This window comes from Serratia sp. CY55921 (assembly GCF_052167655.1).
In the GTDB taxonomy this organism is placed as follows: Bacteria; Pseudomonadota; Gammaproteobacteria; order Enterobacterales; family Enterobacteriaceae; genus Serratia; species Serratia ureilytica.
Genome location: NZ_JBJNMU010000001.1, coordinates 198,979 through 214,174 on the forward strand (window position 1 = coordinate 198,979; position 15,196 = coordinate 214,174).

Here is a 15,196-nt window from a genome sequence, read left to right on the forward strand (position 1 = left end):
ACGCACATCGGCGGTTATTTCTCCGGTGATGCAAGAATGCATCAGGGTGATTCATTCTTGACGATACTTCGCCCGTCGCCGTAACGCTATGATAAGCGCCGTTCCCGGCAGACCGGGTGAGGAAAGACGACGATGGCAGGCCGCCGCCTGCCGACTTTGGGAGTGGAAGCATGTCAGAAAATACCGCCATCCAGGACGCGGCGCCAGCAAACGCACAGGCGTCGCGCACGGCCATTTTACTGTTCCTGGCGCTGGCTTTGATGTCGGCATTGCTGAACAGCAGCGCGCCGACGCCGCTTTATCCGCTGTATCAGCAGCAGCTTGCGCTAAGCTCGGTCAGTCTGACCGTCATCTACGGCGCCTATGCCGCCGGCGTGCTGATCTCTTTGTTCGGCGTCGGCAATCTGGCCGGCAAAGTAAAGGATTTACGCAGCATGATCGTGCCGGCGTTGCTGGTGGTGTTGAGCGGCGCGCTGCTGTTCGCGCTGGCTGATACCTTTGCCATGATGCTGATGGCGCGGCTGCTGGCCGGGGTAGGCACCGGGGCGCTGACCGGCGCGGCGAACATCGCGTTGGTGCGGTTTGGGCCGCGCGACGGCGGTAAAAGCGCGGCGTTAATCGCAACGCTGTCATTCACCACCGGATTAGCGCTGGGGCCGATCTTCAGCGGCATCGCTTTGCAGACCGGTTTTCATCCCACGACGCTGCCGTTCGTTTTCATCATGGCCATTGCCGCCATGGCGGCGTTGGGCGTCATGCTGCTGTGGCCGCGTGGCCAGGTTGCGTCGCCGGCCCGCGCTGCGCCGGCCGAACAGGAAAAAAGCACGCTGCTCGATGGCCTGCGCGCTACCGGCGGTAAATTCTTTGTGTGCGCCGGCGCGCTGTTTGTCTGTTGGGCGCTGGCCGCCAGTATTTTGGCAATCGGCCCCGGCGTGGCGGAAACGCTGTTAGGCATGCACCAGCGTGGCGTCTTTGGCTATGCGATTGCGGTGTATCTGCTGATCGCCGGCATCAGCCAGATCCTGAGCCGCCGCGTTAACGCCCGTCATTCGCTGTTGTTCGGTTGCCTGGCGCAGGTGCTGGCGGCAGTGGTGTTCGCCATGGCGATCCAGTGGCATTCTCTGGGGCTGGCGGCGGTGGGGCTGGTGGTGGCCGGCTATGCCTACGGCGCCATTTTCGTCGGCAGCGCGACCCTGGTGAACTTGATTTCGCCGCCGACCAGCCATGCGCGTTTGCTTTCTCTGTTTTACGTTATCGCTTATATCGCCAACTGGGTGCCGATCTTGCTGGGCGTGGTGGTCGATCGCGTCGATCTGCAGCAGGCGACCCATTTGCTGTTCTTGAGCAGCAGCGCAGTGTGCCTGTTACTGGCATGGAAAACGTCCCGGGTGGGGTTCCCTTGTTAATTATTTTGTGATGAATATCTATTTTTTATAATTAATGGTTCTTTAATTACATTTATGATGTGATTTGTATCGCATAAATTGGCCTGTTTTCGGGTAAACTGCGCGCTTTCTTTTTGCTGCAGGTCACTTTATGAACGTTCTTTTCGCCATTGCCGTCACCACCGGGATCCTGTCCGGCGTTTGGGGATGGGTTGCCGTCAGTCTGGGCCTGATCGGTTGGGCCGGTTTTCTCGGCTGCACGGCCTATTTCGCCTGCCCGCAGGGCGGCCTGAAAGGGCTGTTGATCGGCGCGTTGACCTGCTGCAGCGGCGTTTTCTGGGCAATGGTCATCATCCACGGCAGCGAACTGGCGCCGCAATGGAATTTGCTGGGGTATCTGCTGACCGGCGCCGTGGCGTTCTTGATGTGCATACAGGCCAAACAGCAATGGCTGGGGTTCGTGCCCGGCACCTTTATCGGCGCCTGTGCGACCTTCGCCGGCGGCGGCGACTGGCCGCTGGTGACGCTCTCTTTGCTGGTGGGCCTGCTATTCGGCTATGCGATGAAAAACAGCGGGCTGTGGTGGGCGGCGCGCAGCGAAAAAGCCCGCGCCGCACAGCCGGTCAGCCGGCATGCCGGCTCAAACGGTGCCGCCGAGTGAGAGGCGGTAGTGCAGGTCGAGACGCTCGGCGCAGGGCTCGCCCGCGATCCGCTGCAGCAACAGTTCACTGGCGGCCTTACCCATCTCAAAGCGCGGCGTGATCACGCTGGCGATGCCCGGCGTGGTCGCCTGGCCGATATCCAGACCGTGAAATCCCGATAGCGCAACCTCCTGCGGCACGCGCACGCCGAGACGCAGGCAGGCCTGCAACACGCCTACCGCCAAATCGTCGTTGGTGCACAGGATACCGTCCAACTGCGGGTAGCGTTCGCGCGCCATCGCCAGCATGTCGGCGCCGATCGAAACCGATGAGACCCGATGCGGCGTGATCTGGCGCGGCGTTTGCCCCTGAGCCGCCATGGCGCGGCAGTAACCCTGGTAACGTTTAATGTCGCGGGCGTCGGACATGGCGCCAAAGTAAACGATATGGCGTTTGCCGCTGGCCTGCAGCGCGGCGGTCATGTCATACCCCGCCTGTTCATTGTCAAATCCCACCGCGATCCGCCCCGGCGGCGCGTCGAGATCCATCACCTGCGCGATGGGAATTTTCGCGGCGGCGAGATAGGTCTCAGCGCGCAAGGTGTGCGCCGAATCGGTGAGGATTAGCCCGGCGATTGGATAAGCCAGCAGTTGTGCAATCTGCTCTTCTTCCCGCTGCGGGCTGTAATCGTAGTTCACCACCAGCGTTTGATAACCCCGCGCCTGGGTGACGGATTCGATGCCGGCCAGCAGATCGGCGAAAATCTGGTTATTGAAAGAGGGGATCAACACGCCGATGCGCGGTTTTCTGCCGGCCTGTGCGGTATCGGCGTCAGTGATGTTCAGCTCCCGCATGACCTGCGCAATGCGTTCAGCGGTGTCGGCCGCCACTTTGTCCGGCGTGCGCAGAAAACGGCTGACGGTCATTTTGGTCACGCCGGCCAATTGCGCGATGTCCTGTAGCGTTACGCGGGGGTGTTTCATTCGGTAGCCTTAACGGGCGGCGCGGCAAGGATGGATAGCGGTATGTTAACAAATCGACTTGGTGATAACAACGCATGCGATTTTATTGAAAGTGGCTATTTTTCAATTGGATAGATTGGCTTTGTTCTCTTGCTGTCTGCGTGAGTTCACGTTAAGGGTAACAGGGTTTCGTAACATTATTTTCAGTGATTTCCATCACGTTTTTACCGGTAACAATCGGCTGAGATAGAGGCCTGTCCGATTGGAGGCCTGAAGGCCGGGAATTACCATGAACAACCTGTTTTCTCTGGATAACAAAACCGTCTTGATCACCGGCGCCTCGCGCGGCATCGGTTTTCTGCTGGCGCGTGGCCTGGCGCAGCAAGGCGCGCATATTCTGGTCAATGCCACCACCGAAGAACATGCCCGGCACGCCGCCGATCGCCTGCGCGAAGAGGGGCTGCGCGCCGACGCGGCGGCGTTCGACGTCACCGACTCTCAGGCGGTGCATGCCGCCATCGGCCGTATCGAAACGGACATCGGCGCGATAGACGTGTTGATCAACAACGCCGGCATCCAGCGCCGTCATCCCTTCACCGAGTTCCCGGAGCAAGACTGGGACGACATCATCGCTGTCAACCAGAAGGCGGTCTTCATCGTGTCGCAGACCGTGGCCCGTTACATGGTGCCGCGCCGGCGCGGCAAGATAGTCAATATCGGCTCGATGCAAAGCGAGCTGGGGCGGGACACCATCACCCCTTACGCGGCGTCCAAAGGGGCGGTGAAAATGCTGACGCGCGGCATGTGCGTGGAGTTGGCGCGTTACAACATTCAGGTCAACGGCATTGCCCCCGGCTATTTCAAAACCGAGATGACACAGGCGTTGGCCGACGACCCGGCCTTTACCGCCTGGCTAACCCAGCGCACGCCCGCCGCGCGTTGGGGGGATCCGCAGGAGCTGATCGGCGCGGCGGTGTTCCTGGCCGCCGACGCTTCCAGCTTCGTCAACGGGCAGCTGCTGTTTGTCGATGGCGGCATGTCCGCCGCGGTGTAATCCCTCTTTCGTGGAGTGTTGAGATGAAAATTCAAACCCAGTCCTGCATGGTTAACGGCAAACGAGACGTGGCGGTGATCGCGCAAGAAGTGAATTATCAGGGGCAGGGCACGCTGGTGAAAATCCGCCGCGGCGGCATCTGCGGCTCGGATCTGCATTACTTTCAGGAAGGGAAGGTCGGCAATTTTCAGGTACGCCAGCCGATGGTGCTGGGCCACGAGGCGATCGGCGAGGTGGTCGCCAGCGATTCGCCGCAGCTGGCGATCGGGCAGAAGGTGGCGCTCAATCCCAGCAAACCCTGCGGGCAGTGCAAATATTGTCTGGCGCAGCAAAGCAATCAGTGCGTCGAGATGCGCTTTTTCGGCAGCGCGATGTATTTCCCGCACGTCGACGGCGCTTTCACCCAATACAAGGTGGTGGATAGCGCGCAGTGCATTCCTTACGCCGCCGATCGCGACGACAGGGTGATGGTATTCGCCGAACCGCTGGCGGTGGCGATCCACGCGGCAAAACAGCCCGGCGCGGTGAAGGGTAAAACGGTTTTCGTGTCCGGCGTCGGCCCGATCGGTTGTTTGCTGGTGGCGGCGCTGAAAGCGCTGGGCGCCGCCGAGATCGTCTGCGCCGATCTCAGCCCGCGCTGTCTGGCGCTCGCCGGCCAGATGGGGGCGGACCGCTGTCTGCATGCCGCAGACGACGATTTCAGCGTATATCAGCAACACAAAGGCTATTTCGACATTGCTTTCGAGGCAGCAGGGCATCCGACGTCGCTGCAGCGCTGCCTGGAAGTCACGCGCGCCAAGGGCACCGTCGTGCAGGTCGGGATGGGCGGCAGCTTCCCTGATTTTCCGCTGATGCTGTTGATCGCCAAGGAGTTGAATCTGCTCGGCTCCTTCCGCTTCGTGGAGGAATTCGCGCTGGCGGTGGCCTGGCTGGCCGGCGATGTGGTCGATCCGCTGCCGCTGCTGTCGGCGGAGTTCGCCGGGGACCAACTGGCGCAGGCGCTGGAGTTTGCCGGTGACAAGCGCCAGGCCGCCAAGGTGCAATTAGTGTTTTAGGGTAAAAGTCCGATGGCCGCAGGTGACGATCGTTGTCTATAGTGTAGGAACGCTTAATTTTTCAACCACGGAGATCTCACGATGGCAAGACATACGGATGCTGAGCAAACTACGCTGGATGACGATCTGAGAATGCTGACCGAAACGCTGGAAGAAGTGTTGCAATACAGCGGCGATCGCGCGGATCAGGCCTACATCGACATCAAGTCGCACGCCGAGCAGGCGCTGAGTGAGGTCAAGGCGCGCTGGGTGAACACCGGCGAATCCTACTATGCCCGCGCCAAAGAAGCGGTGCACCGCACCGACGACTATGTGCGGGATAAACCCTGGCACAGCGTGGGCATCGGCGCCACCGTCGGGCTGGTGCTGGGGCTGCTGCTGGCCCGCAAATAAATCACGCCCCAGGGGCGGCGCAAGCCGCCTCGTTCTTTTCTGCAGACTGTGTGCTTCATCCCGCTGTTTCTCCGATAGTTCTTCCATATCCCGCCTATACTTTCCGCTAGCCGCCGCAGGCGGGGCGCTATTCCCCTGTTTTTTGTGCGGACGGATTGAGACCATGTCGCCGCAGGTGTAAAGTGTTTGTGTATTTATTGTTTATTTTTTGTTCTAAATCAAATAATTATCTGGTGTAAACACCCAGGGATATACGGCGTTTTTGCGCTGGCGCAAAAGCCGTGAAAATAACACCTCATATAATACAGAGCGTAACTACAGGCGCGGCGTCCGTCGGCTGCGCCGGGGACGATCTCTGCTAACTGACTTGTGAGCGAACTATGTCGACAAGTGTTTTTAATCGCCGGTGGGCGGCTGTGCTGCTCGAGGCGCTGGCCCGCCATGGGGTGCGGCATGTTTGTATCGCTCCGGGATCGCGCTCCACGCCGTTGACGCTGGCCGCTGCGGCCAACCGATCTTTTATCTGTCATACCCACTTTGATGAACGCGGGCTTGGCCATTTGGCGCTTGGGCTGGCGAAGGCGGCGCGTGAGCCGGTAGCGGTGATTGTCACGTCCGGCACCGCGGCGGCGAACCTTTACCCGGCTTTAATCGAGGCCGGCCTGACCGGTGAGCGGCTGGTGTTTCTCACCGCCGATCGGCCGCCGGAACTGATCGACTGCGGCGCCAATCAGGCGATCCGTCAAAACGGCCTCTACAGCAGCCACCCGACGTTGGCGATCGATCTGCCGCGTCCTACGCCGGATATTCCGGCCGCGTGGCTGGCCTCCAGCGTCGACAGCGCGATGGCGCGCCTGCAGCACGGCGCGTTGCATATTAACTGCCCGTTCGCCGAACCGCTGTACGGCGGCGATGAACGTCAGTATGCCGATTGGTCCGCCGCGCTGGGCGACTGGTGGCAGAGCGATCGGCCTTGGCTGCAGGAAAGCGAGACGCGTGCGGCGCCGTCGCCGCAGCCGGACTGGTTCTTCTGGCGGCAAAAACGCGGCGTGGTGCTGGCTGGGCGCATGAGCGCGGAAGAGGGCGCACAGGTGGCCGACTGGGCCGAGACGCTGGGCTGGCCGCTGATCGGCGATGTGCTGTCGCAGACCGGGCAACCGCTGCCCTGCGCCGATTTATGGCTCGCTCATCCGCAGGCGCAGCGCGTGTTGCAAGACGCGCAGCTGGTGGTGCAGTTCGGCGGCAGTCTGACCGGTAAACGCTTGCTGCAGTGGCAGGCGCAGTGTCGGCCGGAAGAGTATTGGGTCATCGACGAGCTGCCGGGGCGGCTCGATCCGGCCCAGCACCGGGGGCGGCGTCTGCGTGCCGGGGTGGCGCAGTGGTTGGCGCAGCATCCGGCGCAACCGCGCGCGCCGTGGGCCGCCGGGCTGGCGGCCTTGGCGGATAAGGCGCTGACGGCGGCGTCCACGCATCTGCACGATAACTTTGGCGAAGCGCAGCTGGCGCACCGCCTGCCGGAACTGCTGCCGGAGAACGGCCAGCTGTTTCTCGGCAACAGCCTGGTGGTGCGACTGATCGACGCGTTAACCACGCTGCCTGTCGCTTACCCGGTATTCAGCAACCGCGGCGCCAGCGGCATCGACGGTCTGATTTCCACCGCCGCCGGCGTACAGCGCGCCACCGCCAGGCCGATATTGGCGGTGGTGGGCGACCTTTCCGCGTTGTATGACCTCAATGCGCTGGCGTTGTTGCGCCACTGTTCGGCGCCGACGGTGCTGATCGTCGTCAATAACAACGGCGGCCAAATTTTCTCGCTGTTGCCGACGCCGGACGAGGAGCGCCAACGCTTTTACTGCATGCCGCAGAACGTCGAGTTCAGCCACGCGGCGGCGATGTTCCAGCTTGGCTACGCGCGGCCGGAAAACTGGCGCCAACTGCAACAGGCGGTTGAGCAAGGCTGGCGGCGCGGCGGCGCCACGCTGATAGAACTGCAGGTGTCGCCGAGCGCAGGGGCCGAGAGTCTGCAATTCCTGGTACAACAGATGGCGGTGCAATGATGCTGGCGACGCGAATTTTGCAACAGGGCGAAGCGGGGCGTCCGTGGCTGGTATGGCTGCACGGCCTGCTGGGCAACAACAATGAATGGCGGGTGATCGCCGCGCGTTGCCCGGAATGGCCGTCGCTGGCCATCGATCTGCCCGGCCACGGCGATTCCGTGGCGGTGAGCTGCCGCGGCTTCGACGACATCAGCGCGCAAATCGCCGCGACCCTGCAACTGCGCAATATTGAACGTTATTGGTTGGTGGGCTACTCGCTCGGCGGGCGCATCGCCATGTATCACGCTTGCCACGGCCGCCATGACGGCCTGCAAGGCGTGATCGTCGAGGGCGGCAACCCGGGGCTTGAGGACGAACAACAGCGCCGCGATCGTTGCGAGCAGGATGCGCGATGGGCGGCGCGTTTTCGCAGTGAGCCGATTGCCGAAGTCCTGGCGGACTGGTATCAGCAGCCGGTGTTCAAAGAGCTTAGCCATGTGCACCGCCAGGCGCTGATCGCCGCGCGTTCGGTCAACAGCGGCCCGGCGATTGCCGACATGCTCGAAGCCACCTCGCTCGGGAGACAGCCTTATCTGGCGTCGCAGCTGCGCCAACTGACCGTGCCGCTGCGGGTGCTGTGCGGTGAGAACGACCCCAAATTTCAACGGCTGGCGCGCGACGCCGGGTTGCCGTTGCGCATCGTGCCGCAGGCCGGCCACAACGCGCATCTGGCCAATCCGCAGGATTTCGTCGCCGAGCTGCAGACCTTTCTCGTTAACCCTGGTTAAAGGAACCGAACATGCTTTATCCGAATGAAGAATACCTGTATGCCGCTATCGCCTGGCAGGATTGCACCGGCGATTTCGAAGACATTCTGTATCACAAGTCCGCCGACGGCATCGCCAAAATCACCATCAACCGGCCGCAGGTGCGCAACGCGTTTCGTCCGCAAACGGTCAAAGAGATGATCGACGCGCTGGCCAACGCCCGTTACGACGACGGCATCGGCGTCATTATTCTGACCGGCGCCGGCGATAAGGCCTTCTGCTCCGGCGGCGATCAGAAAGTGCGCGGCGACTACGGCGGCTATCGCGACGACAGCGGCGTACATCACCTCAACGTGCTGGACTTCCAGCGCCAGATCCGCACCTGCCCGAAGCCTGTGGTGGCGATGGTGGCCGGCTATTCGATCGGCGGCGGCCACGTGCTGCACATGATGTGCGATCTGACCATCGCGGCGGATAACGCCATCTTCGGCCAGACCGGCCCGAAAGTGGGCTCGTTCGACGGCGGCTGGGGCGCGTCTTACATGGCGCGCATCGTCGGCCAGAAGAAGGCGCGCGAAATCTGGTTCCTGTGCCGCCAGTACGACGCCGCCGCCGCGCTGGACATGGGCCTGGTCAATACCGTCGTGCCGCTGGCCGATCTGGAAAAAGAGACGGTGCGCTGGTGCCGCGAAATGCTGCAGAACAGCCCGATGGCGCTGCGCTGCCTGAAGGCGGCGCTGAATGCCGACTGCGACGGCCAGGCCGGTTTGCAGGAGCTGGCGGGCAACGCCACCATGCTGTTCTACATGACCGACGAAGGGCAGGAAGGGCGCAACGCGTTCAACGAGAAGCGCCAACCGGACTTCAGCAAATTCAAGCGTAACCCGTAATGAGCGGGGCAAACCGCAGCGCGGCGCTATACCGTTACAGCCTGCCGATGGAGGCGGGCGTGGTGCTGCGCAATCAACGGTTGAAAACGCGTGACGGATGGGTGGTGCAGCTGTGTCAGGGCGAGCGTGAAGGTTGGGGCGAGATCGCGCCGCTGCCGGAATTCAGCCGGGAAACGCCGGCGCAGGCCGAACAGGCCGCGTTGGGCTGGCTGCAGGCGTGGTTGGCGGGCAACGAACCGGAGCACAGCGCGCTGCCCTCGGTGGCCTTTGGGCTCAGCTGTGCGCAGGCCGAGCTGGAGCAGCGTTTGCCGATGCAGGCGGATTTTCGCAAGGCGCCGCTGTGCACCGGCGATCCGGATGAGCTGTTCGAGACATTGAGCGCTTTGCCGGGCGAGAAAGTCGCCAAGGTGAAGGTGGGGCTGTATGAGGCGGTGCGGGACGGCATGATCGTCAACGTGTTGCTGGAGGCACTGCCGGATCTGCGGCTGCGGCTGGACGCCAACCGCAGCTGGACCCGCGCCAAGGCCGACGGCTTCGCCAGGTACGTTAACCCGGCGTGGCGCGATCGCATCGCCTTCCTGGAAGAGCCCTGCAAGACCCGTGATGAATCGCGCGACTTCGCCCGGGCGACCGGTATCGCCATCGCCTGGGATGAGAGCGTGCGGGAGGCGGACTTTGTGGTGCAGGCCGAGCCGGGCGTGGCGGCCATCGTGATCAAGCCGACGCTGGTCGGCAGCCTGGCGCGTTGCCAGACGCTGGTGGCGCAGGCGCACGCGGCGGGCCTGACGGCGGTGATCAGCTCCAGCCTCGAATCCAGCCTGGGGTTGACCCAGCTGGCGCGCATCGCCCATTGGCTGACGCCGGATACCGTGCCGGGCCTGGACACGCTGGGGTTGATGCAGGCGCAGGTGCTGCGCCCGTGGCCGGGCAGCGCGTTGCCGCTGCTGGATGTCTCGGCGCTGGAGTGCCTATGGCGCCGTTGAACGATTGGCCGTGGCGACACTGGGCGCGCACTCAGCCGCAGGCGACGGCGCTGATGCTCGGCGAACAACCGCTGAGCTGGCTGGCGTTGCAGAGCCAGGTGGATGAGCTGGCGGCGGATTTCCAGCATCAGGGCGTTGAACCGGGCTGCGGCGTGGCGCTGTGCGGTAAAAACAGCTATCCACTGCTGCTGGCCTATCTGGCGCTGTTGCAGTGCGGCGCACGCCTGTTGCCGCTCAATCCCGCCTTGCCGACGCCGCTGCTGGCGCAGCTGTTGCCGGAATTGGGTATGACCTTTGTCTTCGGCCCGGACTCGTTGCCGGCGTTGCCGGAAGACGTGATTCGATTGACCCCGCCGTCGACCGAGCCGCGTTGGCCAGATCTGCCGACGTGGGATGCGCAGCGTCTGGCGACGCTGACGTTGACCTCCGGTTCCAGCGGCATGCCGAAAGCGGCCGCGCACAGCTATGCCAACCATCTGGCCAGCGCCGCCGGGGTGTTGGAGCTGATGGCGTTTCAGCGCGAGGATTGCTGGCTGCTGTCATTGCCGCTGTTTCACGTCTCCGGACAGGGCATTGTCTGGCGCTGGCTGGCGGCGGGCGCCCGGTTGGCGGTGCGCGAGATGCACCCGCTGAACGAGGCGTTGGCGGGATGCACGCATGCCTCGTTGGTGCCGACCCAGCTGTGGCGGTTGCTGGCGCAACCGCTGGCGGGCATGACGCTGAAGGCGGTGCTGCTCGGCGGCGCGATGATCCCGGTGGAGCTGACCGAGCGGGCGGAGGCGGCGGGGATCCGTTGTTGGTGCGGCTACGGGCTGACCGAACTGGCCTCCACGGTGTGCGCCAAGCGCGCCGATGCGCGGGCGGGCGTCGGCCTGCCGCTCGGCGGCCGCGAGGTAAAACTGGTGGATGAAGAGGTCTGGATCCGCGCCGACAGCCTGGCGCTCGGCTACTGGCGCCATGGGCATCTGCAGCCGTTGGCCGATGAGCAGGGCTGGTTCCCGACCCGCGATCGCGGCGCGATGATCGAGGGGGAACTGCGAATTCTCGGCCGGCTGGACAACCTGTTTTTCAGCGGCGGCGAAGGGGTGCAGCCGGAAGATATCGAACGCGTGCTGGCGGCGCATCCGCAGATCACACAGGCGTTTGTCGTGCCGGTGGCGGACGCCGAATTCGGTCAGCGGCCGGTGGCGGTGATCGACGGGGATCCGTCGCTGTCGCTGGCGACGCTGCTCGCCTGGTCGCAGGATAAGCTCGCCAATTTCCAACGCCCGACGGCATTGCTTCCGCTGCCTGACGAGCTGAAAAACGGCGGCATCAAGATTTCGCGCCGCCGGTTGCAGGCGTGGGTGGCGGAGCGCCTGCGTCAGGCATAAAAAAAGCCGCCCGAAAGGGCGGCTGAGCGAAGGATGACGGCGGGTTATTTCAGTCCCAACGCCTTGGCGACGCCGGCGCCGTAGTCCGGGTGCACCTTGGTGAACAGCTCGACCTGACGGCGCTGGATGTGTTCCGGCACCTGCGACAGTTCGCCGGCGATGCGGGTGAACATGCGCTGGTGCTCTTCGGCGCTCAGCAGGTTGAACAGCGCGCGCGGCTGGCTGTAGTAATCGTCGTCTTCACGATGATTCCAGTGGTCGGCCGCGCCTTCAATGCTCAGCGGCGGTTCGCTGAAGTCCGGCTGTTCCTGGAACAGGCCAAAGCTGTTCGGTTCGTAGGTTGCGCCGTTGCCGCTGTTGCCGTCCACGCGCATCGCGCCGTCGCGATGATAGTTGTGGAACGGGCATTTGGCGCCGTTCACCGGGATCTGGTGGTGGTTGACGCCCAGGCGGTAGCGGTGCGCATCGCCATAGGAGAACAGGCGGCCCTGCAGCATTTTATCCGGCGAGAAACTGATGCCCGGCACCACGTTAGCGGGGTTCATCGCCACCTGCTCAACCTCGGAGAAGTAGTTGTCGGGGTTGCGGTTCAGCTCGAAAAAGCCGACGTCGATCAGCGGGTAGTCGCCGTGCGGCCAGACCTTGGTCAGATCGAACGGGTTATACGGCGTCTGCGAGGCCTCATGTTCCGGCATGATCTGAATTTGCAGTTTCCAGCGCGGGAAGTCGCCGCGTTTGATCGCATCGAACAAATCGCGCTGTGAGCTTTCGCGATCCTTGGCGATGATCGCTTCCGCTTCTTCATCCATCAGGTTTTCAATGCCTTGTTCGCAGCGGAAGTGGAATTTCACCCAGAAGCGCTCGTTGGCGGCATTGATAAAGCTGAAGGTGTGGCTGCCGAAACCGTGCATGTGGCGGTAGGACTTGGGAATGCCGCGATCGCTGAAGTCGATGGTCAGCTGGTGCAGCGATTCCGGCAGGTGAGAGAAGAAATCCCACTTGTACACCGGATTACGCAGGTTGGTATGCGGATCGCGTTTCACCACGTGATTAAGATCGGGGAATTTCAGCGGATCGCGCAGATAGAACACCGGCGTATCGTTACCCACCAAATCCCAGTTGCCTTCTTCGGTATAGAACTTCATGGCGAAACCGCGAATGTCGCGTTCGGCGTCGGCCGCGCCGCGCTCACCGGCGACGGTGGAGAAGCGGATAAACATGTCGGTCTGTTTGCCGACCTCGGAGAAGATTTTGGCGCGCGTGTAGCGGGTGATGTCGTGGGTAACGGTAAAGGTGCCGTAGGCGCCGGATCCTTTGGCATGCATGCGGCGTTCGGGGATAACTTCACGGTCGAAGTGGGCCAGTTTTTCCAGGAACCACACGTCCTGCAACAGCATCGGGCCGCGTTTGCCTGCGGTGATCACGTTATTGTTATCGACAACCGGGGCGCCGGCTGCGGTGGTCAGTCCTTTCTTGCTCATCACTTGCTCCTTATCGTAGTGCAGTTAAGTAAAGACTCGGGCGGTTTAAGCGTTCATCAGCATAGTCCTTTGGCGGGGCTTCTTCCCCTGACCTTGGTCAAAGCCACTACTAGTTGTAGCCCTATTGGCGAGCGACGGCAAATAGGTCTCGGTTATCGTTGGCATCGCCTTGACGAATATGGATTTTTGTTTGCAAATTTTTACATTTATTTGATTATTGAAGAATTTTTTCGCTTTTATCCCTTAAATACTCATTGCGCTTTGGTATAGACTCATGACGTTATTATTTTGCGTTGATTCGATCATTCGGTACGGATGACAAACCAGAGGGAAAGATGATGAAAAAGACTTGGGTCGCGTGCGCGGCAGGATTGCTGTTTGTGACCGGCGCGGCGAACGCCATCAGCGTGTCGGGCGAAGCCGGGCAACACTACACCAACCTGGGCGTTGGTATGAGCACCGGCTCTTCAGGTCTGGGCCTGACCGGCAACTGGGCGCGCAGCGACCATGACGGCAACGTCGGCAGCGTGGGGTTGAACTTCGGCGTGCCGCTGGGGCCGTTGACGGCGACCGTGGGCGCCAAAGCGCTGTACCTCAGCCCGAAAGACGGGAAAAGCGGCGGGGCGGTGGCGCTGGGCGGCGGCCTGGAGTGGGAAATTAACCGTTACTTCAGCCTGCACGGCGAAGGTTATTTTGCCCCTGAGTCTTTCACCAGCGGCGTGAAGGCCTATAACGAAGCCAGCGGCGGCCTGCGCTGGAAGTTCCGTCCGCTGAGCGTGGACGTGGGCTACCGTTACATGCAGATGGAAGGCAAAGACGGGCGTCGCGACAACACCCTGGCCGATGGCCCTTATGTCGGTGTCGGTCTGAGCTTCTGACGCTCAGCAAAAAGGGGCCATTGCGGCCCCTTTCTCTTTATCATTCTTTGTCTTTCGTCGCTTACCCGACCGCCGGCAGCATGCCGCTGGCGATGCCCAGTTGGATGGCGATCACCGTTACCCCACAGACAAACACCAGCGCCAGCGCAGGGGTGCCGCCCCAGACGCGGTACTGCGCCTGATGCTTTTGGCGAGTTTTCCACACCAGCAGCGAAGGCAGCAGCAGCGCCAGCACCGACAGGGCGATGGCGGCGAAACCCAACGCCAGCACGAAACCGCGCGGATAGAACAGCGCGAAGGCCAGCGGCGGCAGGAAGGTGATGGCGCCGGTTTGCAGGCGGCCACGCACGTTATCTTGCCGCTTGAACAGGTCAGCCAGGAAATCGAACAGCCCAAGCGCAACGCCGAGGAACGAGGTCGCCAGCGCCAGATCGGCGAACAGGTGCACCGCCAGTTCAACGTGCGGCGAAGCTACTGCATCACGCACCGCCTGCAACAGGCCATTCAGCCCGGCCTGCTGCGCCAGAATGCCGACGAAGGTGTCGGAGCTGATGCTGCCTAGCGTCGCCAGTTGCCAGAAGATATAGGCGATCAGCGGGATGGCGCTGCCGATGATAAACACCCAACGCAGTTTGCGAATGTTGCCGCCCATGTAGTTGACGATGCTCGGCACGCTACCGTGGAAGCCGAATGAGGTGAAGATCACCGGAATGGCCGATAACGCCAGGCCTTGCTCCAGCGGCAACGTCATCAGATTGGTCTGGTGGATATTCGGCAACATCAGGCCGAGCATCACCACCAGAAACACCACTTTCGCGCTGAACAGGATGCGGTTGAACAAGTCGACCGAGTGGGTGCCGATGCACACCACGCCGCCGGCCACCAGGGTGAACAGCAGGACGCCGAGCGACACCGGGAAGTCCTGCGATGTCCATTGGCTGATGCTGGTGGCGAGCAGTTCGCCGGCGCCGCTAATGTAGGCGGCGGTGAGGGCGTACATCAGGAACATCATGCTAAAGCTGGTCAGCCACTGGCCGCCGCCGCCGAGATAACGTTTGGCGAGCGTGCCCAGACCGGTATCCGCCTGCTCATGCTGGTAAACCTCCACCAGTAACAGCGCGGTGTAACACATCAACAGCCACAGCCCGACCAGTAAGGCCAGCGTGACGCCGAAACCGACGCCGGCCGCCGCCAGCGGCATCGCCAGCATCCCGGCGCCAATGGTGGTGCCCGCCACGATAAAAACACTGCCAAGAGTGCGATTCTTCACGTTTTTTCTCTACCAGCCGAAAGATTTT

At 62.2% G+C, this 15,196-nt stretch carries 14 protein-coding genes; 11 read left to right on the forward strand and 3 right to left on the reverse strand.

The window, feature by feature from the left end; all coding sequences use genetic code 11:
- Positions 1-170 precede the first annotated feature (170 nt).
- Complete coding sequence (locus ACJ8M3_RS01020; protein WP_060660434.1) at positions 171-1,406, forward strand: MFS transporter; 1,236 nt, start codon at positions 171-173, stop codon at positions 1,404-1,406.
- Positions 1,407-1,536: 130 nt separating this feature from the next.
- A complete protein-coding gene (locus tag ACJ8M3_RS01025; protein WP_033643854.1) occupies positions 1,537-2,046 on the forward strand; it encodes a DUF1097 domain-containing protein in 510 nt (169 codons plus the stop codon).
- On the opposite strand, the gene ACJ8M3_RS01030 is transcribed toward ACJ8M3_RS01025, so the two are convergent.
- The gene (locus tag ACJ8M3_RS01030; RefSeq protein WP_089197264.1) at positions 2,026-3,009 is read right to left on the reverse strand and encodes a LacI family DNA-binding transcriptional regulator; all 984 of its coding nucleotides are present in this window, start codon (positions 3,007-3,009) and stop codon (positions 2,026-2,028) included. The two genes, ACJ8M3_RS01025 and ACJ8M3_RS01030, sit on opposite strands and share 21 nt — an antisense overlap.
- 268 nt (positions 3,010-3,277) lie before the next feature.
- Between ACJ8M3_RS01030 and idnO the strand changes: the two genes are divergently transcribed.
- The 8 genes from idnO (at position 3,278) to menE (ending at position 11,539) form a co-directional block, all read left to right on the forward strand.
- A complete protein-coding gene (gene idnO / locus ACJ8M3_RS01035; RefSeq protein ID WP_033643852.1) occupies positions 3,278-4,042 on the forward strand; it encodes a gluconate 5-dehydrogenase in 765 nt (254 codons plus the stop codon).
- A gap of 23 nt (positions 4,043-4,065) precedes the next feature.
- Entirely contained in the window at positions 4,066-5,097 is a 1,032-nt protein-coding gene (idnD, locus tag ACJ8M3_RS01040) for an L-idonate 5-dehydrogenase (protein WP_033643851.1), read from the forward strand.
- Between the two features lie 81 nt (positions 5,098-5,178).
- A complete protein-coding gene (gene elaB / locus ACJ8M3_RS01045) occupies positions 5,179-5,490 on the forward strand; it encodes a stress response protein ElaB (RefSeq protein WP_033643850.1) in 312 nt (103 codons plus the stop codon).
- A 380-nt stretch (positions 5,491-5,870) separates the two neighbouring features.
- Complete coding sequence (gene menD, locus ACJ8M3_RS01050; protein ID WP_089197262.1) at positions 5,871-7,547, forward strand: 2-succinyl-5-enolpyruvyl-6-hydroxy-3-cyclohexene-1-carboxylic-acid synthase; 1,677 nt, start codon at positions 5,871-5,873, stop codon at positions 7,545-7,547.
- Positions 7,544-8,314 carry a 2-succinyl-6-hydroxy-2,4-cyclohexadiene-1-carboxylate synthase gene (gene menH / locus ACJ8M3_RS01055; RefSeq protein WP_089197261.1) on the forward strand — a complete coding sequence of 257 codons (771 nt, stop codon included), beginning with the start codon at positions 7,544-7,546 and terminating at the stop codon, positions 8,312-8,314. Before menD ends, menH begins: the two co-directional genes overlap by 4 nt.
- An 11-nt stretch (positions 8,315-8,325) precedes the next feature.
- Positions 8,326-9,183, forward strand: a complete 858-nt coding sequence (gene menB / locus ACJ8M3_RS01060) for a 1,4-dihydroxy-2-naphthoyl-CoA synthase (protein ID WP_089197260.1) — start codon at positions 8,326-8,328, stop codon at positions 9,181-9,183.
- Positions 9,183-10,166: an o-succinylbenzoate synthase gene (gene menC, locus ACJ8M3_RS01065; protein ID WP_033643847.1), complete on the forward strand. Its 984-nt coding sequence runs from the start codon at positions 9,183-9,185 to the stop codon at positions 10,164-10,166. Before menB ends, menC begins: the two co-directional genes overlap by 1 nt.
- Positions 10,154-11,539, forward strand: coding sequence for an o-succinylbenzoate--CoA ligase (gene menE / locus ACJ8M3_RS01070; protein WP_089197259.1), 1,386 nt, complete (start codon positions 10,154-10,156; stop codon positions 11,537-11,539). The genes menC and menE overlap by 13 nt, the downstream gene beginning before the upstream one ends.
- Before the next feature lie 44 nt (positions 11,540-11,583).
- Here menE and katA read toward each other — a convergent pair whose 3' ends face one another.
- On the reverse strand, positions 11,584-13,020 hold the full coding sequence (gene katA / locus ACJ8M3_RS01075) for a catalase KatA (RefSeq protein WP_042785089.1): 1,437 nt from the start codon (positions 13,018-13,020) through the stop codon (positions 11,584-11,586).
- A gap of 338 nt (positions 13,021-13,358) precedes the next feature.
- Between katA and ACJ8M3_RS01080 the strand changes: the two genes are divergently transcribed.
- Positions 13,359-13,898, forward strand: a complete 540-nt coding sequence (locus ACJ8M3_RS01080) for a YfaZ family outer membrane protein (RefSeq protein WP_033643844.1) — start codon at positions 13,359-13,361, stop codon at positions 13,896-13,898.
- A 61-nt stretch (positions 13,899-13,959) separates the two neighbouring features.
- Here ACJ8M3_RS01080 and tyrP read toward each other — a convergent pair whose 3' ends face one another.
- Positions 13,960-15,168: a tyrosine transporter TyrP gene (gene tyrP, locus ACJ8M3_RS01085; protein WP_004935940.1), complete on the reverse strand. Its 1,209-nt coding sequence runs from the start codon at positions 15,166-15,168 to the stop codon at positions 13,960-13,962.
- Positions 15,169-15,196: the final 28 nt, after the last annotated feature.